The organism is Pseudomonas sp. NBRC 111132 (assembly GCF_001320565.1).
Lineage (GTDB): Bacteria > Pseudomonadota > Gammaproteobacteria > Pseudomonadales > Pseudomonadaceae > Aquipseudomonas > Aquipseudomonas putida_P.
Map to the genome: position 1 here is coordinate 25,324 of NZ_BCBI01000014.1, position 17,640 is coordinate 42,963.

The 17,640-nt window shown below is 53.4% G+C and carries 16 protein-coding genes and 1 pseudogene; 8 read left to right on the plus strand and 9 right to left on the minus strand.

The genetic code is table 11. The features are described 5' to 3' along the window. Positions 1–157 precede the first annotated feature (157 nt). Positions 158–706, minus strand: coding sequence for an RES family NAD+ phosphorylase (locus APH35_RS29315; RefSeq protein WP_256213735.1), 549 nt, complete (start codon positions 704–706; stop codon positions 158–160). Positions 707–724: 18 nt separating this feature from the next. Beyond that, a complete protein-coding gene (locus tag APH35_RS29320; protein WP_256213736.1) occupies positions 725–1,447 on the minus strand; it encodes a hypothetical protein in 723 nt (240 codons plus the stop codon). A 200-nt stretch (positions 1,448–1,647) separates the two neighbouring features. Between APH35_RS29320 and APH35_RS09105 the strand changes: the two genes are divergently transcribed. The 5 genes from APH35_RS09105 to APH35_RS09125 all read left to right on the plus strand — a co-directional run bounded on the left by APH35_RS09105 (position 1,648) and on the right by APH35_RS09125 (position 5,213). After that, on the plus strand, positions 1,648–1,983 hold the full coding sequence (locus APH35_RS09105; protein WP_156341201.1) for a hypothetical protein: 336 nt from the start codon (positions 1,648–1,650) through the stop codon (positions 1,981–1,983). Positions 1,984–2,290: 307 nt separating this feature from the next. Beyond that, positions 2,291–3,124 (plus strand): TIGR04255 family protein, encoded by an 834-nt coding sequence (locus APH35_RS09110; RefSeq protein ID WP_060514600.1) that lies wholly within the window; start codon positions 2,291–2,293, stop codon positions 3,122–3,124. Positions 3,125–3,127: 3 nt separating this feature from the next. Beyond that, positions 3,128–3,808, plus strand: coding sequence for a hypothetical protein (locus APH35_RS09115; protein WP_060514601.1), 681 nt, complete (start codon positions 3,128–3,130; stop codon positions 3,806–3,808). Between the two features lie 11 nt (positions 3,809–3,819). Beyond that, on the plus strand, positions 3,820–4,683 hold the full coding sequence (locus APH35_RS09120; protein ID WP_060514602.1) for a hypothetical protein: 864 nt from the start codon (positions 3,820–3,822) through the stop codon (positions 4,681–4,683). A gap of 344 nt (positions 4,684–5,027) precedes the next feature. Further along, positions 5,028–5,213 (plus strand): hypothetical protein, encoded by a 186-nt coding sequence (locus APH35_RS09125; RefSeq protein ID WP_060514603.1) that lies wholly within the window; start codon positions 5,028–5,030, stop codon positions 5,211–5,213. A gap of 77 nt (positions 5,214–5,290) precedes the next feature. On the opposite strand, the gene APH35_RS09130 is transcribed toward APH35_RS09125, so the two are convergent. The 6 genes and pseudogenes from APH35_RS09130 to APH35_RS09150 all read right to left on the minus strand — a co-directional run bounded on the left by APH35_RS09130 (position 5,291) and on the right by APH35_RS09150 (position 11,094). Next, positions 5,291–5,479: a hypothetical protein gene (locus tag APH35_RS09130; protein ID WP_060514604.1), complete on the minus strand. Its 189-nt coding sequence runs from the start codon at positions 5,477–5,479 to the stop codon at positions 5,291–5,293. 147 nt (positions 5,480–5,626) lie between these two features. After that, positions 5,627–6,889, minus strand: a complete 1,263-nt coding sequence (locus tag APH35_RS28210) for a helix-turn-helix domain-containing protein (RefSeq protein WP_256213737.1) — start codon at positions 6,887–6,889, stop codon at positions 5,627–5,629. A gap of 285 nt (positions 6,890–7,174) precedes the next feature. After that, positions 7,175–7,504 (minus strand): annotated as a pseudogene (locus tag APH35_RS29700) (TniQ family protein); the annotation flags it as partial. Positions 7,505–7,581: 77 nt separating this feature from the next. Beyond that, entirely contained in the window at positions 7,582–8,517 is a 936-nt protein-coding gene (locus tag APH35_RS09140) for a TniB family NTP-binding protein (protein ID WP_060514606.1), read from the minus strand. Further along, complete coding sequence (locus APH35_RS09145; protein WP_060514607.1) at positions 8,514–10,475, minus strand: Mu transposase C-terminal domain-containing protein; 1,962 nt, start codon at positions 10,473–10,475, stop codon at positions 8,514–8,516. Before APH35_RS09145 ends, APH35_RS09140 begins: the two co-directional genes overlap by 4 nt. Next, positions 10,456–11,094 (minus strand): TnsA endonuclease N-terminal domain-containing protein, encoded by a 639-nt coding sequence (locus tag APH35_RS09150; protein WP_060514608.1) that lies wholly within the window; start codon positions 11,092–11,094, stop codon positions 10,456–10,458. The genes APH35_RS09145 and APH35_RS09150 overlap by 20 nt, the downstream gene beginning before the upstream one ends. 1,001 nt (positions 11,095–12,095) lie before the next feature. Between APH35_RS09150 and APH35_RS09155 the strand changes: the two genes are divergently transcribed. Both APH35_RS09155 and APH35_RS09160 read left to right on the plus strand, forming a co-directional pair. After that, entirely contained in the window at positions 12,096–13,964 is a 1,869-nt protein-coding gene (locus APH35_RS09155) for a helicase-related protein (RefSeq protein WP_256213743.1), read from the plus strand. Between the two features lie 16 nt (positions 13,965–13,980). After that, a complete protein-coding gene (locus APH35_RS09160) occupies positions 13,981–14,622 on the plus strand; it encodes a hypothetical protein (RefSeq protein ID WP_060514610.1) in 642 nt (213 codons plus the stop codon). 133 nt (positions 14,623–14,755) lie between these two features. On the opposite strand, the gene APH35_RS09165 is transcribed toward APH35_RS09160, so the two are convergent. Further along, positions 14,756–15,736: an IS5 family transposase gene (locus tag APH35_RS09165; RefSeq protein ID WP_060514611.1), complete on the minus strand. Its 981-nt coding sequence runs from the start codon at positions 15,734–15,736 to the stop codon at positions 14,756–14,758. A 161-nt stretch (positions 15,737–15,897) separates the two neighbouring features. On the opposite strand from APH35_RS09165, the gene APH35_RS09170 reads away from it, so the two are divergent. Further along, positions 15,898–17,640, plus strand: a complete 1,743-nt coding sequence (locus APH35_RS09170; RefSeq protein ID WP_060514612.1) for a VWA domain-containing protein — start codon at positions 15,898–15,900, stop codon at positions 17,638–17,640.

The window sequence follows — 17,640 nt, forward strand, 5'->3', positions numbered from 1 at the left end:
ATTTAACCGATCGTTATGAGGCGGCTTGAGCCTAAAATTTAGACCATCCTCCCTAGCAGGCACGGGGTCGATAGATGTACCGCCCCCTCACGGGGGCTTACAGTTGAGATCTGCTCCCGACCTTTATGGACGAGACGGCAGACTTCCCCAATCACTCTCAATAGAAGGCCGGCCCAAGGCGCTTGCGGTTCAGTTCACTCATGAACAGGCCGTAAAGATTGTCGTACTCCTTAGCCTTGGTTTCGATTGCAGTGACTTTGTGGAACCGGATTGAGTCGGGTACGACCATGAGCTTAGCCGGCGGCCCAAATCGGTTAACCGCTGGCACGGCCTTTGGGGCAGGCCCGTAAGCCAGGTCAAAATCCGCCGGAGGCTCGTATGATAGTCGGCTGGCTTCCGGAAAAAGAACCACGTTGGTCCCTAGCTCGCCGGTTTGAACGGAGGGGAACACCAGTCCATCCACGTACTTGCCGAAACGCAGCCGAAGATATTCGAAGACGACCTGCGTTGACAGGTAGCTCAACTCGTCGTTTCGCGCCTTGGGTCGGGACATCTTCTTCACTAAAGACCCCAGGAACACCTTCCGATGCAACGAATCGCGAAAGCCTCCATCCAGCAACGTAAGAGTTGGGGGCTCTACGCGGTTCATTACGGTGAGATCCAGCAGTTTCAGTTCGTTGATGGGTGTAAGAGCAGTACTGACCACATGATCACCAGTGATGGATCAAATCTCGCTGAGGCAGGTCTTTCGCTCCAATGCGCAATACAAGGCAGAAATGCCATTCGGAGTCATCCTTTGGCTGCTGGCCAGATACTTAGGCGTGGGGCCAAACTGGTTGGCAGGATCACCGATGATTTCCTCCGCCTGCTTTTGGGTCTGAGCGAGTCGGGCACGATAGAGCAGCTCACCTTGCGCGAAGGTCCGCACCACCTCCGGCTTCAACAAACTGTCTTCGGTCACTAACAGCGAAAAGACGGAATCGAGAAATTTGTCGGCTCCGGTATTGAAATAGCGATGCTTGTAATGAACATCGTCAACGAACTTGTCCCATTTTTCCTCGTAGAAGTTCAGTTCCAACGTCCCATCATCACCGTAGAAATGCGTTTCGCTCCCCTGGTCATCAATCCTAAATTCCGCTGGAACGCCATCGCACAGGTCGTCGAAATACGGCTCATCGCCGAGATTGAACCACTCGGACAGGACGATATCGATTCCCTCGACGGCGATGTCGTCCGATCCGCATTCATAAAGCAAGCCGAGTTCGTAGTTGGACAGGTCATCCTTGCCGGCGAGATTCTCAACGACACGTTCGTAAACGTAGTCGAACAGCTGCTGCGCTGCGATCGTATGGCCGTGCCGGCCACAATACCTGCAGTCAGCCTCGGTCCCGGACGAGCCGAACAACCCTTTAAGAACAGCTGGTTTCACGCAATCAACGCAAATCATAGCTACTTCCAGAACCTCGCTTGTCATGGGCGTATGCGACGACTTTAGTGACGTCTACAGCAAAGCGCCCATATTTCCCCGCAGGCTCAAGCTTGTCCATCCTTCAATGGAGGCGACAAGAATAGATTTCTCAACGGCAGCTTTGACGCATGGCCACTATTGTGTTTGGTTATAAGCCCCGAAATTGATTCGAGCTTGAAATGAGAAAAATGCTGTTGCTTTCCGCCATCGCCGTAACGATGGCGGGGTGTGGCTTTACTCTGGCGAGCAAGGCCGAAAAGGCTCTCCGAGCTTCGGATGAGTTCAAGTCGCTCAAAGCAGATCAAAAGATGGAACTGGACCACGTTCGAGAGAGCTCAAAAGGGCGCTTCATCTGTGGGACTGTGGAAACGATATTCCGCCCTCAGCGCTTCACCATCGAGGGAAAAACTGTGCACTTGAGCGATCTGGAACCAAAGTCGCACACCGATAGGCAGCCATGGTACGACGAAGCATGCGACAAGCCAGAGCCCGAAAGCCGCGCTGCTGAGTACTAGCCTTCCAGATTCGTCGATCACGACTAAGCGTTGCAGCGATATGCTCCTCCCATACGAAGGCAGACGTGATGTCTGCTTTCGTTCTGTCGGCAGCTCCAAATTCCAATCAGCTTACGCCTGCATTGCAGGCAAGCGACGAACGGTCATCTCAAGTCCTAGGTGCCATCTCTCCTGATGGCCCCGAAATTCATTACGTATTTTAAGTCACAGTCGTAGCGCGTCACGAATACGTAAGCCCCCTCAGCGTTTGCTTGCGTGTAAACCTAGCTGTAAACTGTCAATCAAAGTGTCAAGCTGAGTAATCGAGATGGGAACGAAATACGCAAACGCCCCGGTCTACTTCACCATCGGCCAGGTGCGTCACAACACCCTGCTGTCGCTGAAGTCCTACCTTCCGGCGATCCAGGAGCGCATGCGAAAGGCTGGTTATCCTGATTTCAACAGTGCCCAGCAGATGCAGTTCTCTTTTGGCGCAGTTACTGGTGGTGATGACACGCAACCTTTCAAGCCGGGCGTTCAGCAGATCGAAAGCTATACGTTCTCCAATCTCGAAGGCACCCAAGGCTTTCTGCTGGAACCGAGTGCGCTATCGTTCCGCTGCACCGAATACGAGACCTTTCCGGAATTCTATGCCGAGCTGGAACGAGGCCTGAAGATCTTGGAGGAAGCGGTCGATGGCCTGGCTTATTTTGAGCGCTTAGGCCTGAGATACCTTGATGCGGTTGTACCTGCAGAAGGGGAAACCTTGCAGCAGTATCTTGCTCGTGAGGTGTGGGGTACTCCTGCCTCACTCGACCTGGGACAGGTATACCAGTTCGAAGGACAGCCGCTGACGTATAACCACTCGTTTGCCGAGTCGTCGGCCACCATTCCTAACATTGGGCAGGTGGTGTCGCGGGTGATTGTCCAGAACAGTGAGCTGCGCTTCCCACCAGATCTATTGCCCGCCCCGCTCAAGATTGGTCATCGCTTCAGCGAGCTCAATGGACAGCATGCAACCGTAGACGTCGACGCCAGTTTTTCTGAGCGCCGAAAATACGATTCGGCTGAAATTAGAGATAGGTTCCAACACCTTCACGACCTCGTTAAGTTGTTCTTTAACGCGACCGTGACGGACCACGCACGGACAGCATGGAGTTAACCTATGAACACGATGTATGCACCATCCCCAAGCCCGGGGCTGGCAGACCGATCCTTCAATGTCGCTAGTCGGCATCTCGAAGCTGAACGCGAGAAAGCCAAGCGCTCCACAGGAAGCACTGCGTTAGCTTGGGGCTATGGACTGACCGTTGCCTTCGCTTTGTGCATTGGCACCTTGGCACCGCAACCTCAGCCTCGTGAGAGCCGAGAAAGCAGGGAATACAGAGCATCAATTCAAGGCAACGCCAAGCTTGAATCCGCAGTTGCTCCGAGGACAGCTGCAGAAGCGTTGTCTTATGTGCGCACCACTTTGAAACCAGCGGTGACTGAGTTGGCATCGATCTTCGGAGTTTCGAGGCAGGCTATCTACAACTGGCAAGCCGGTGAGCACATCTCAGAGGGCAACGAAGCTCTGCTCTACGAACTGGCCGCGGCCGCCGATCGTATCGTGGCCCACCCGCTCGCAGGGCAAGTGAACGCCAAGCGGAAGCTCCCAGGCGGTAGTTCGCTATTTGAAGCCGTTGCCGGCGGCATGTCAGGTGTAGAGGCTGCTGGAAAACTCATCGCCATGGCTGAAAAGGAAGGCGCACAGCGCGCAGCCATGGATTCGAGACTGAAGAACCGAAATCGGGCCGCCGTAGACCTCGCGTCGGTCGGCTCGCCGCATTTGAAAGACAGAGCATGAGGTAGCAGTTGATGGTGAGCTGGAGTCGATCTACCCCGTGGCGACAAGGATACATTGTCGATAGCGATACACTCGCCCAGCTCGGCATCATCATCGACGGCGATGGCCAGGAAGAAGTCATCGCCGTTGTTGCTACACACGACTGTGACCTTGCACAGGAAGCTGCAGGCGAGCCGGAAGTGGAACTGATCTTAGGCAGGATCCTGGCTGAGAAGCTTGATGGCAATTACACACACTGTAAAACCGCCAGGCGGCTGCACCTGGAGCTGACTGGAACAGATCAGCACCTCCTCTGTGAGTTCGATGCGAGCAAACGGGTTCGAGTCCCCAAGGAACACCAAGAGCCGTCCAAAGCTTTTATCTCCTATGAGCCGGCTCGTACCTTTTTGATGAGCGGACAGGAGAGAAGCATCTTCCAGCGCTGGCTGGCTGCAAGGTATCGCCGCTCTTCATTTCCAGATGAATTTGATCGCCGCCTGAGAGACACCAAGGTAGCTGAGCGCCTCGCCAAACTCTTCAAAGACTCCGGCAACCACATCCCGGCCGTATTCTTCGACGTTGATCAAGGTATGGAGAGGACCAGAGACGGATCAGATGATCTCTACGAGCTCTCGATCCTGGTTCTCTACAAGACTGACGAAGACCCTGAGATTGCTGAAGAGGCAGCTCAAGCTGCAGTAAAAGCTATCGAGGAGCTTTTCCAGAACCGGTGCAGAACCGGGGAAGACAAGAGTTGGAAGTGGATTGAGCTCATTGAAATCGATGTGATCTCAGATGAGGCGCTGACATACAGTCAATCGCTCAATCTGACACGCTGGCAGGCTGACTATGTGAGCCTGAGAAGCGACAAGGAACAGCCAATTCTTGACGATTGAGCCAGAGCTCCTGATTTTTTCAGCCAAGAGACTGAAAATCAAAGGAAAAAATAGGGGGAGGGGTTGACGCCAGAATGATATGACGAGATACTTATAATTGCCGATAGTTATTTCTGTCGACAAAAAAGCCCACCAATGTTTGCAGCATTGGCAGGCCCTTTGAACCGTGCACTGGATGTTTTTGCAGAACTCCAAAGCACAATTAGAAAACAAACCCGGAGGTCAGGTTTCCACACTCGGAAAGAGATTCTACGTACATCTTTATCTCTTTACAACACCTGCTTGACTAGCGGCATTTGCAGATGCCGCAGGTATCTCCGGGTTCTCTCATTAGGAGATCCCGTATGACCATGATTTGCAGACCCTTCATTACCCTCCGCAACGGCAAACGCCTTTTTGCACACGAGGTTGGTAAAACCGCGTTCTGCTTTGAGGTAGATGAAGTTCGGAAGGCTAAGCCGCCTGAAGGGGCCGGTGAGCAAGGTACGCTCGACCTTGGGGATGAAGACGTACCTTCCAAGCCTCACTGATGTAACAAGAAGCCCGGTAAGCGTCAGCTTACCGGGCTTTTTTTGCGCATCGAATTCAGCGGCTGATCGTTCTAGCGTCAATGCATTTTTATAGAGAGCTTCACAGAGAGCTCCAGGTTTGTGCTTATCTCAGCGGCAGGCGCTGCCGCAGTGGGCACGGCATGATCAGTAGCATTCGGTAGCGCTTGGTTTATCCACAGGAGCACCACACCGCTGAGAATACGTGCGAGGGTGTTCTTTGAAATTGTGACGAAGGCTTTGTGCATTTGGAGATCCATTTCAGAAGTGGACACCCATTAAATAGCTCTCAAGGCCGTGCCACCACCACCCTGCGAAAATATGCTCAAGTCCCAGACTGGGACTTGAGGATTATCCACATAGATCCATCGACACCCTTTTCAGAGCCCGAGCTATTAGGCCTGGACAGACGCATGTGCATCATGTGCGTCACTGCCGTGAGCGGTCCTCCACACAAGGTAGTCGGCCAATTTCTTGCTTCGGGACCATACGTATTGTCGGCAGGAAGCATTCACCATAGTCGGGCCGGCAATGGGCCTGAACCGAATGTCCCATAGATGCCTGAGTGAGTCTCTCGGGGACATCCCCAAGTAAGCAGCAATCTCAGGGCCAAGGATGTACCTCTGTCTGAACGTTTCAATCGCCTTCGGAGTAACTCGGTGCTGGGTGCAACGGCCAATTTTCGCAGGATTACTTTTAAGCAGCCCCAAGCGGACACACGCGTAGGCGACTTCCTCCTTGACTCCCAGTATCGCTGCTGCTTGGGAAACCGATAATCCGGAGAATTCAAAATCGCTTTCTCGGAAACGCTCCTGCATCCAGAGTGCGAGATCAGTTGACCTCACTAACAACTGACCCAAGGCTACTGACTCATCCTCATCGCTACGATAAGCCTGTAGGGCGCCGGATTTGATTGCCTGAAGCAATTCAACGAGACCTCCGCCTGCGGGTAGATAATGCTTGGCAGTGAAATTGATCGTTAACAGCCCCGATTCAGTTACCTGGTCGACATCACCCGGCATCAACTCATCAAGCGAATCTCTAGACACAAACCATGGGCTGCGACCCACCTGGTGCTCGCCAAAGAATTCGAGAAGGCCGGCCGAAAGGAGTTGGCGGACGCGCGTCATGCTGAGACCGAGGATCTTAGAAGCCCCGTTCAACGTGACCGCCGCATGTCTGTGATAAGACACCTCTTGAAGCTGTCCAAGGTGGACCACCCTCAGTAACCGCAAACCTCTCTTTTCCTCTCGGTGATCAATGAGCCCGCGCTGGCAGAGAGTCACCACTGCGGCTCTCGATAAACCCATCGCCTTAGCCGCAGTTTGAAGGGGTACCCACAGATGATTTTCGACCGTCTGGTGGCTGAGGTACCGATTTCGATTCGACAACGGTGCCGACCATTCTTCCAGCAGATAAGACTCAAATTCATCGCGGACGAAGCTGAAGCAAGGGGCACTCAAACTATGATGGATATCTCGATAGATGGGACCAAAAGCGCTTGTCACTTTCCACTCTCCGGAACTGGAGTGAGCGTGCTTGAGGTCGCCGAGCAACTGCCTGAATGCGATTGGCCAATCCATGAGAATCCTGGCTGCTGCATCTGCCAACGTCCTTGAGACGCCCACCGAGGAAATTTCTGGAACCTTCAGTTGCATCAAGGTTTGAGCTCGCGTGCGCCGAACAGCTAAACGCGCCGCAAGCTCATGCAGATCGTTGAAAGGTAGTCCTGAAAGTCCGCCAGCATTCGGCAAGGGCGGTGAGTAGAACGCATTCTCCAGCGCCGAGGACAGCCACTGGCACGGTTCGCTAGCTAACCGTGTGCATTCCTCAGCGCCAGGGCTAGAAAGCGAAAACCCGCATGCTTTGCATCTGTTATCGAGCATCGAGTTATGACAGGTTTTCGAACTGCAATGTGGGCAGCAGTTTAAGAGTTCCGTTCGGTGGGAAGTACACGAGGTGACCAAAGTGATTTCCCAAGTTTCCTTCCAGTAGCCTCCCTCAGCCAGGCACTGCGCGCAGAACCTGACACTGCGCACCGACCAAATTTTAAAAGGCCTGGTTATGGGTGAGCGAAGCTCTACTGCCGCCTCATGCCAACTCCGCGGTGTACCACAATGGCGGATCCACTCTTTAACGTCAGAGTCATCCGCCTGCTTGAAAGCCCTGAGCGCGTCGGTACTGGTGAGCCCGTTAGCCCGGGCGAGCCGTTGCAAATAGCCTGAGAGGCTTTCATCGTGATGAGGTCGAGGGCTAATTAGAAGACCAAACATTCCTACACATCCATGAAATTGAAGACATAAAGATCAGAGGAGTAGGGCCGGGCTACACCCAGCCCTCGTCATTAGCACTAGTCCTTTTCAATTTCCGCGAACGGCTCGTCCATCCCAATCAGTGGCTGGAAATTGAAACTCGCACTGAAGGGGTTACGTTCCTCTGTGGCTCTGCTCCAAACCTCATCCTCGAACGCCTCAGCGAGCACGGGTAGCTCAATTCCTGCTAAGCCACGGCTTATGACCAGCCAGACGGCTCGATCCACGACCTTGATGAGGTAATCAATCAAGCCATAGGAGGCCAGGTGAAAGCGTTTGATCATTGTTGGCTCAGTGAAACTCACCGTAGGAACAGGCAGTTCGCCCTGAATCGCCCCAAGAAGCATCACAAACTGGACTGAGGATTTGCCGGTCAAGGTGAAGCGGTCATAATCCACCGTGGCCGAAAACCTGCGGCGCAGTTGCTCGTTCGCTTTAAGTAAACGCTCAGTACGCTTCAGACCAAGCAAAACGAACGTGATGCTCGTATCGTTCATCAAGCTCTTGATCCAGTCTGCTGTCTCATAAGCGCCGTGTCGGTGATAGTCGACCAGATGCTGTACCTCATCGAGCGCTACCACCTCCACACCGAGATTCTTCAAGAGCAGGACCACACGGGCAAATTTAACCTCGCCAGAATGTCCCCGCGCTGTTGCGAATGGATCCTTAAGCGCTGCCAGCATCGCTGCCGCGAGACTCTTCTTGGTGGGCGACGAAGGTATCTCTACAAACAAAACAGTCCGTTTTTCTGAATCAATGCTGCCGGCATCCTCTAATGACCGGATGTATTCCATGATCAGAGTGCTTTTGCCTACGCCACTAGGGCCCTGAATCAGTAAACCGTTACTGGTCCCGGCACGCCGACTATCGGCGTGAACCTCGCTGAGACGGGTCAACGCTCGTACCGCCTGGGAGCTGTGGATAAACCTGTGCCGTAGCGAGAAGGTGAGTTTTGGCGACTCAGAGACATTCATGGTTTGTTACTCCCTGCAGGCGAACGAACCGAAACTTTGAAAGCAGCAGCGGGTGGTATGTGATCAATGGAATCGTCGGCCCATTCCATTTCGCCGAGTACTTTAGGAGGAGGCCCGATCTCGCTCTTGCGGCCTTCTTTATCAATTTTGGCTCGGGCAGCTTCGCGTCTCTGCCTGAGCTTCTGCGAAAGGCGAGCCTCTTCGACATCCTCCATGATTTCCTGATAGCACTGGTGAGTAGCTTCGAAGCTGGGTTGCTCACCGTATTTCTCCCGCAGCGCTTTTTCTGCAACCCTCCACAGCTCCCGGCTCTTGCCAACCATGCGCTCGTCTTTCGCTGGTACTTGAAAGAACAAGTTTCTGAAGCGATCGTGCACCCAAACGTGTCCGGCCTCATCGCGATAACGAACGTTAACCTTCTCACCCTCTGCCAGACGCATGCGCAGTTCCGCGAGCTCCGTGGAGTGATAGAACAACTTTCCAACCTCGACTCCGTAATGGTGAACCTTCACCGAGCTGCGCTTGGCCAAGATGCATTCCAACGAATCTAGGTCGACGGGGAGAGAGATGACGTGATTCGCCTCGCTGGTCGCCCAGACCTGGGCAGGAGTCAGCATCGCTAGTCCCCGGTGCGGCGTTTGGTGATAACCATCCACGATCCATTTCACCAGCACCGCTTCCAGTTGGGGCAGAGTGAAGCAAGCATTCTTCTCTGAGTCGTAGTCACCACGTTGTTGAATATTCGAGAAGGTGGTCCCAGGTAGGTTATGAATCAGCCCCAGGTTCTGGGTACTGAAAAAACGTTCTACCGCACCTTTCTTCTGAGGAGCCCTGGAAGCGGGGTACATAATCTCAATACCCAGTTCGTTGAACCCCATGATGAGATCACCAGCGTGAAATTCAGCTGCGTTGTCCGGAACGATTCGTGTCGGTAAGCCTCGGGCCCACCATTCATTCCGCACCTTAGGAAAGCGCGTGAGCAGCTCGGCTTTGGGACGAATAGCGCGCTCGATGACCCGAAGAACGGTCTCTGTGTTCGGCGCCGAGAGGTGAAGCAGATAGCCCATCACCATCCGGGAGAATCGGTCCATGACAATCGTCAGGTAGGGGCGTCCGATACAGAGTCCCGTGGTTTCATCCACCAGCTGTATGTCTAGTTGAGTGTGATCAATCTCCCACCGCTCCAAGATCTCATGAACGCGCAGCATACCTATGGCCGTACGGTGTTTTTGCTTGGCGGCGTGTTTCCCTAACCTGGCCTCATCAACCAGATATGGATCCAGCCGTGCGAGGTACCTTCGGACGGTCATTCCACATGGCATCTTTAGCTGATCGGAAGGCAATCGAGACAGGTTTTTCTGCTTCACTCGATCTTGGAACTCAGCTATGACCTTGCTGGCAGTAGGAAGCGTCGGCTTAAGGTAATGCTCTGCGATCACATCCCCGAGTATCGCCTCCAGCTCTCCTTGTATCGAGGGAGCTCGCCCCTTAAGGGCATGCTGAGGGATGAGCTTTATGACATTGTCACTTATGTATTTTGACGCCCATCGGCGAATGGTTGATATCGAGGGTGCACAAGCATCTCCAATTTTCTTGGCGATTTTCCTGAGCTCTTCGAACATATCTTCTTCACTCGGCAGCTTGTGTTGGCCACGCCCAGTAAGGGCATCCAGATACTTGCGTCGACGCAATGCCTCATCTCCGTGCTTTTTGGGGAAACACGAAATATCTGGAGGGATGTTCCGGACATACGGAACCCTCCCGAGGTAAGGCTGATCAGCAGTGACCTCAATCTCACGCCTTTCATAGCCCTGATAAAACTCTTTCTCGGACAGCTTCGTGGGTTCGCCGAGCTCATCGAAAAAGAGCAGTCTCCGGTCGATGAGCCTCTTCTCAAGGACCATCAGGACGCCACGCACAATGACGACCAATTTCACCTTAAGGGAAAAGGTCTGCATGACGGTGCCCTCCCTGTAGGAAGATCGGGGAGTCAGTGTCGAGAGGCTTATTGAGTTCGATACCCACAATACCCAACCCAAGAAGACGCCAACCCGGCCTCTCACCTACAGCCAACAAGAGATCGGAAACATTCTTGGGGACCTGGTCATTGAGGACAGTGAGCACCTCCTCAAGCTTCTCACCCGATAGCACTGGACCTCGCCGGTGAGACATCAATCGACGAAGGTTGCTAGCAAGGGGCTCTTCTTCAATCAGCTTGTCAGTGACTACCGAAAAGTTACGGCCGGTAGATATGAAATGGCGTTCAGCTGTTTCCAGCCGATCTCTGACTCTGGCTATGTTTAGGCGTTCTTCCGACTTCACCTCAAACCACCAGTCCCGCCCATCTGAGAGGAAAACTCGTACGTCGGGGTAGTATTTGAAATACCCCTGAGCTGAGGGAACACGCTCCTCACTAGGCTGAACGACGTAGCTGATGACCGCAGGCGACAGCTCAAGAAGCCGAAAAAAAGCACCCTCCAGCTGGGATTCCCAGGGCACAGGCTTTTGATTTTTTAGCGATGGAAAATACCCGCGGTAGTGGTTAGACCGACGTGTGACTACCTTTCTCACCGTCATGAAATACCTCCAGAAATCTCGAAACGAGCGCCGCCTCTGCGCCAAAAAGCAGAGGCGCAGGGCAGACTGAGGGAGGCCTTTCGACAGGCAACACTGTGCCGTCGAGTGGCCTCGCTAAGGTCGAAAAGATGGGAGAGGATTGACAGGGGCTTCGAAAAAGCAGACATTGCGGTTTCTCACGTCGCAAGTCCGCTTCGCTAAGCGCGGTCAGAACCTCTCGGTTTTGGTCGCGTTTTTCTACATCTGGGCCTCCATTTTCTGCTGGAATGGTCCGATTTAATGACTAATCAGAATTTACAGAGATCGCCTTGATCTCTTTCTTTCTAAGCAAGACGCTTTTCACCGCACCAGCAGTTTCGATTTGATCTTAGATTTTTGCTTCAACTGTCTGATTGGCCTATACATCCAATCTGGAAGCTAAAAAATGCGGTCATAGATCTTATTCCAACACTCCATTGAAATCTACATTTAATCCAACTAGCCAGATTGGTGTTTCTTACAGTTTCCTGTTATCCGTATTAAATCAATACAAGTAGATTTAATAAACTGCTTGTTAGATTTCGCCGCATTATTAAAACTTGCTGGATTCGCTACTCCCATCCAGATTTATCCACCGAGCCCTTCGGCCTGATCCCCCTCCACAATCCATACGCAGGCGGTCAGCCTCCGACCAGCCGTTGGGGGCAGGGTGCCCACAGGAATCGGAAGAAAAAAAAACCCGCTAATGCGGGCTTGATGGTGACCGGCGGAGACCAAGATTTGGGCCCAGCCGGTCATCTATTTGTGAAAGCGTGCAGCTTTTCTGTGAACCTACACGACATCCATCGTCTAGGGCTTTTTTGTGCCTATCCTGGACCTAGGGGAGCGCTTTTTGATACTCATGGGTTATAGTTACGCGTGACTATCCATATTCGATCATAAGCTCATGAAATCTGATTATGCATGACATAGGCCGACTCACACGCCTGGGATTCACATCGCTGCCCGAGTGCCTTTTGACGGTGCCGAAGGAATACAGGGATTTTCATGACCCCATTGAGGTGCTCCCCCTGCCCGACACTGGGCTTGCCTCGTACATGTCGCTGACCTTGATCGAGCGAGTTATCTATGACCGTGCCGGCGCTGCTCTGCATGAGGTCAAGGGGGCGTTCCGCGGATTCGTCAAATTGGTCGACGGGCGGGGTCAGCGCTTGCACATCAACTTGATTGGTAAGCCTTCGATCGAACCTTGGATGGGGTACGAATTTGGCGCCACTGTGCACACCTACGGCGAGGTGGTCACCTATGAGGGCCGACTCTCAATGTCCAACCCAATGGTCATACCCTCTTCGATGATTGGACGTGTGATGCCCGTCTACCAGGGAAAGCAGAATCAGGTGAGTGCTGAGGTTCTTGGTGAAGCTATCACTGCGGCTATGGCACACATCAACGAGGCAGCCTGCCTACTTCTAGAACAGGCACTCATGCACGAAGATGACTTTCGGAAGCTGACAGGCCTTGTCGACCCTGCTGATTTGCTGCGTAACCTGCACACCCCTCTGTCAGTGCGGGAGGGAGAGGAGGCGGTGAGGATTGCCAAGGCCGTATGCATACAGGCGCTTGTTAATCGCGTTGAGGCACATCGCAACCGACCAGCAGTCAAAGGTGCCCTCCTGCGAATCGACCGAGCCCAAGTTGCTGACCTAATCAAGCGTGCTCCTTTCTCTCCGTCCGCCGATCAGCTTCAAGCCATCGACGAGATCGTGTCAGACCTCAGGTCGCCATATCCGATGCAGCGCATCCTGTCGGGCGATGTCAGCACGGGCAAGTCATTCACTTTCATGGTTCCAGCTGCGGCAAGCTACCTCGCGGGGGCAAAGGTTGCGATTATCGCGCCCGGACAAATCTTGGCGCAGCAACTGGCGGCCGAGTTGAGCAGCCTCTTTTACGAGATCCCGGTTGTCACTGTTGTTGGTCCGATTGGAAAGGCCCACATTGACCTGACTGCCGGAATCGTGGTAGGCACAACTGCAGTTCTTTCAGCCGCCAAAAAGGCAGGGATAGTCTTCGACCTGGTCATCGCTGACGAGCAACAACGCTTCTCTGTGGCCCAGCGGAGTCAACTCATCGCGGCCCACACCAACTACCTTGAAGCAACTGCAACCGCGATTCCCCGAACTGTCGCGCTGGTTAAGCTCGGTGGGCTTCCGATCTCAATCCTGAGAACTACGCCGGTACCGAGGGAAATCGTCACCAGGATCATCACCCACAACGCCAGGCAGAAGCTGCATGAACTGGTGATGCAGATCATCAAGCAAGGTGGGCAGGTCGCATTCATCTACCCAGTCGTCAATGGTGAGGCTGACACTCGCAACGCTGTGGAGAACGCCTACGAACGATTCAGGAAAATCCTTGGTGACGATGCCGCGATGATTCATGGTGGGCTGCCAGAGACAGCCAAAGCTGACATCATAGACAGGATGAAAGCCAAGCAGATCAAACTGTTAGTCGCCTCAACGGTGATTGAGGTAGGGGTAACCTTTCCGGGCCTGACCCTGCTGATTGCAGTTAACCCGGAGCACTTCGGCGTCGCACAGTTGCACCAGCTTCGCGGCCGAGTGGCTCGTAAAGGTGGCCGAGGCTACTTCATCATGTATCTTCCCAACCCCATCAAACAATCAGCCTCATCTCGCTTGCGGTTGTTGACGGAGTGCAATGACGGGTTTGTGCTGGCGGAAATGGATGCAGAAAGTCGCGGCTATGGTGATCTGAGCCAAGATGGTGAAACGCAGTCTGGTGCAACGCGTGCCCTGTTCTGGGGCTTGCGGCTCAGCAACAGTGACATAACGTCTGGTGCAGTAAAAGCGGGCCTCATTCCGGGTCAGCAATAGGATAGGGGGTGACAAATTGGCCGCGAAATCAACACCGCTCGCTGTCAAGGTAGCGATTTACCAGCGACTGCTCTCCGGGGACATAGCCCGCGACGTCGGCCGCATGTATGTAATCAGTCTGCCTACCATCTGGAAGTATGCTAATGACGCTGTTGCGGAGCTGCGCCTGCTTCAGGCCGTGGAGAGCTCTCCCATTCTCGTTGGCTTCTTGAGTCGCACCGTCAAGATCCAATGCTTCCAGTACGTGGATGACGAGGCAGTACGAGACCTGATGGCACCGATTTTGGAGCCCTACCTCGGCCAGGCAGAGAAAATCAACTTCGCAAGCCGTGAGAGTGCTGATCAGCCATTGTCGACTAGGGTGAGTCGTACAACAGAGGAAGATTTCCAGGCGATCGTTGCTGAGATGTCGCAATCATCCCACCCTGGCCTCACATCGTCAGCGCTTTTGCGTGACATCGTTGAGGAATACGTGGCCCGCTACAAAGCCAAAGACCGGACCTTACAGCCGAGTTTCGACCATCATTCACAGACGCCGGCGCCAGCAGTGCTAGCAGCGCCTACCCTCGACGGATTGGCACTCATGAAGGACCTCCAGGGCGCACTTCGCGAACAGTTGCAAAAGCATGGCATCGAGCTGCCATTAGGGATGGTCTGAAATAGCCGGATATTTACCGGTTATCGAACGATCAGCACTTCAAAAAACGACGCCCGTCGAAATTTGGTCAATCCCCTTCGACTTTCAGGCCCATCGGCTACTGCAAGCCACTGCGCCGCAGCCATTTCCTGTATTACACGCGCACCTCTCCTGCGTTTGCCAATAAATGTCGGCGTGCCATCCACAGGTTCGACAGGGCGAACAGCGTCACCATCTGTGCAGTGTTCTTCACCAAGCCTCGGAAGCGCACCTTCGTATAACCGAACTGGCGCTTGATCACCCGAAACGGGTGCTCAACCTTGGCGCGAACCTGAGCCTTGGCTTTCTCGATCTTGCGTATCGCTTTGTACAGTGCACTGCGTTTTCCATGCTTTTTGTAAGTGCTGCGACGGGCTGCAATCTGCCAGATGACCTTGCGTCCCGCGTGCTCTTCGCGCTTCTCGGCCCCGGTATAACCCGCATCGGCGCACACCACGTTTTCCTCACCGTGCAGCAGTTTGCCGGCCTGCGTGACGTCCGCAACATTGGCCGCCGTGACCACCACGCTGTGCACCAGGCCAGATTCATCATCGACCCCGATATGGGCTTTGGCACCAAAGTAATATTGGTTTCCCTTCTTCGTCTGGTGCATCTCGGGATCGCGCTTGCCGTCCTTGTTCTTGGTCGAACTGGGGGCATGAATTAGGGTGGCATCGACGATGGTGCCCTGACGCAACGACAGGCCACGGTCGCCCAGATAGCCATTGATGACGCCGAGAATTCCGGTCGCCAGCTCGTGTTTTTCCAGCAGGCGGCGGAAATTGAGAATGGTGGTTTCGTCAGGGATTCGCTCAAGACTCAGACCAGAAAACTGACGCAGAATGGTCGTCTCATACAAAGCCTCTTCCATCGCCGGGTCGCTGTAGCCGAACCAGTTCTGCATCAGATGTACACGCAGCATCGCCATCAATGGGTAGGCCGGACGACCACCTTCACCCTTTGGGTAATGCGGCTCAATCAGCGCAATCAAACCCTTCCAGGGCACCACCTGATCCATCTCGATCAGGAACAACTCCTTGCGTGTCTGCTTGCGCTTGCCGGCGTACTCGGCGTCGGCGAAGGACATCTGTTTCATCATCGAGAAGCTCGGCGACTGGTATCCGGAGATTTTGCCAAATCAGGAAGTCTTTTTCAGAATTTCCTTAGCCGAAGATTGATCTTCTAGTCACGTGTCGAGCATTCCCCTCTGTAAGGCGTAGGCATAGCCGATGCCGTCATTCGAAAAAGGGGAAATCCATGACTCTCGTTCAAGCGCAGCTTCCTGCAACGTCCAACGTCTCGATGCGTCACATTTACCTCTACACCCATCTGCTGATCGCGGAAGCGAACAAGCTGGGTCGGCGGGTACGTGTCATCTGGGCGAATATCACAACTGCTTCAATTGGCCCGGATCATAAGGCAGCTGGTGGGTTGCTCCTTACCTTGCCGTTGACCGCAGCCATGGGCACTGATGAAGATCTAGAACTTATCCAAGGTCTACTCGATCATGAAATCCTGTGCCATGGCCTTCACACCGACTTCTCCGTTGTGATGAAACCGGATATCTCTGGAACGTTGCAGAACGTCCTGGAAGATCCACGCGGCGAGCTGTTGGCAAAGCCGCGATTCCGTGGAGCCAACAACAACATACACAACACCTTAAAAATCCTGGTGAAAAGAGGGACTTTTCATGGCCCAGTCGCAGGTCAGGAAACACCTCAGTCCATTTTGGTCTCCTGGTTGGTCACTGAGCTTCGTAGTGAGCTTCTTGAGCAAACCTGCCTAAAGGATTTCGCTATTGAGTATCGCGCCCTGGCTGTTGCAACATTCGGTGCGCCTCTGGTTGAGCAAGTAAAGGCAATTGCTATAAAGGGCTGCAATGCACCAGATACTCAGGGTGCGGATAATGCCGCTAACGAAATTGTCGAGCTGCTCAAATTAACGAAGGACCAACAACAGAGTGCACCGCAACCAGGATCTGATAACCAGTCCGAACCACAAGGAGAACCCGGCTCACCAGCAAAATCAGGTAGTAATGGACAACCGTCCAAAGCTGGAGATATCTCCGACGCAATCAATCATGTACTTAACGCGAGTCAGAGTGATTGTGGAAGCTATGCAAAAGGCTTGGAAGATGTCATCTGCTCTAGTCTGCCTGGAGTCGGCCAGAATCGGTCGGGGGGCTATCAACCAGATGCTTCAAACGAGATGCAGGAATTGAGTCTTTCAAAGGCTGGAGGCTCATTTGAAAATCGAAGCCTTCTTCGGGCTGGCGCTCAGAAGACTGCTGCGATGCTGTCAGTAACTTTTGAAGATCTCATTGAAACAATCACACAAAACGAGGTATGGGCTGCAAGTGAAGGGCGACTCAACACCCGGAAACTATGGCGAACCGCTGTAGGTGATGATTTAATATTCACTAAAAGAAAGTTGGCAGAGGAGATTGACACTTGTTTTTACCTGTTAGGTGACGAAAGTTCATCCATGGGTAATAAGTTCGGCTCGATCCCTGAAAAGAATGAGAGCGACAATAGGATAACTGCACAGGAAGCTTGCAACCGTGTTTCGGTTGCAGTTGGTGAGGTGTTGAACAATTCGTCCATCCCTTTTGGAATTGCTACGTACAACACGGTGGTACGGGAATGGCACGCATTTGAAGAAAGCTGGGCCGGCACGTTGCAGCGGTACAAGCCAATTCCCAAAAGTGGAACGAAAACCCACCTTGCAGTGGTTTGGGCGCTCAAGAAACTCATCGATCGACCGGAAGCTCGACGAATCCTGATTGTGGTCACTGATGGGGATCCTGGGAACAGCGACGTGCTGCGCTCCGCCGTTGAGGAGGCTGCATTGATGGGGATCGAGGTACGCTTCGTCCTGATCGGTGATGATCATGTTAAACGCTATCTGGATGCAGGCATGGCCTGCGGGGTAGCAAAATCTGATACCGACCTTGCGACAGCTGTCTTTGCAGCACTGAAGCAGGGATTGTATAGAGCCTAA

What these genes read in the sequence shown, in the direction of transcription:
- APH35_RS29320 (WP_256213736.1), bottom strand. Translation starts at nt 1,447, where the DNA reads ATGATTTGCGTTGATTGCGTGAAACCAGCTGTTCTTAAAGGGTTGTTC.
- APH35_RS09105 (WP_156341201.1), top strand. Translation starts at nt 1,648, where the DNA reads ATGAGAAAAATGCTGTTGCTTTCCGCCATCGCCGTAACGATGGCGGGG.
- APH35_RS09110 (WP_060514600.1), top strand. Translation starts at nt 2,291, where the DNA reads ATGGGAACGAAATACGCAAACGCCCCGGTCTACTTCACCATCGGCCAG.
- APH35_RS09115 (WP_060514601.1), top strand. Translation starts at nt 3,128, where the DNA reads ATGAACACGATGTATGCACCATCCCCAAGCCCGGGGCTGGCAGACCGA.
- APH35_RS09120 (WP_060514602.1), top strand. Translation starts at nt 3,820, where the DNA reads ATGGTGAGCTGGAGTCGATCTACCCCGTGGCGACAAGGATACATTGTC.
- APH35_RS09125 (WP_060514603.1), top strand. Translation starts at nt 5,028, where the DNA reads ATGACCATGATTTGCAGACCCTTCATTACCCTCCGCAACGGCAAACGC.
- APH35_RS09130 (WP_060514604.1), bottom strand. Translation starts at nt 5,479, where the DNA reads ATGCACAAAGCCTTCGTCACAATTTCAAAGAACACCCTCGCACGTATT.
- APH35_RS28210 (WP_256213737.1), bottom strand. Translation starts at nt 6,889, where the DNA reads ATGCAACTGAAGGTTCCAGAAATTTCCTCGGTGGGCGTCTCAAGGACG.
- APH35_RS09140 (WP_060514606.1), bottom strand. Translation starts at nt 8,517, where the DNA reads ATGAATGTCTCTGAGTCGCCAAAACTCACCTTCTCGCTACGGCACAGG.
- APH35_RS09145 (WP_060514607.1), bottom strand. Translation starts at nt 10,475, where the DNA reads ATGCAGACCTTTTCCCTTAAGGTGAAATTGGTCGTCATTGTGCGTGGC.
- APH35_RS09150 (WP_060514608.1), bottom strand. Translation starts at nt 11,094, where the DNA reads ATGACGGTGAGAAAGGTAGTCACACGTCGGTCTAACCACTACCGCGGG.
- APH35_RS09165 (WP_060514611.1), bottom strand. Translation starts at nt 15,736, where the DNA reads ATGAAACAGATGTCCTTCGCCGACGCCGAGTACGCCGGCAAGCGCAAG.
- APH35_RS09170 (WP_060514612.1), top strand. Translation starts at nt 15,898, where the DNA reads ATGACTCTCGTTCAAGCGCAGCTTCCTGCAACGTCCAACGTCTCGATG.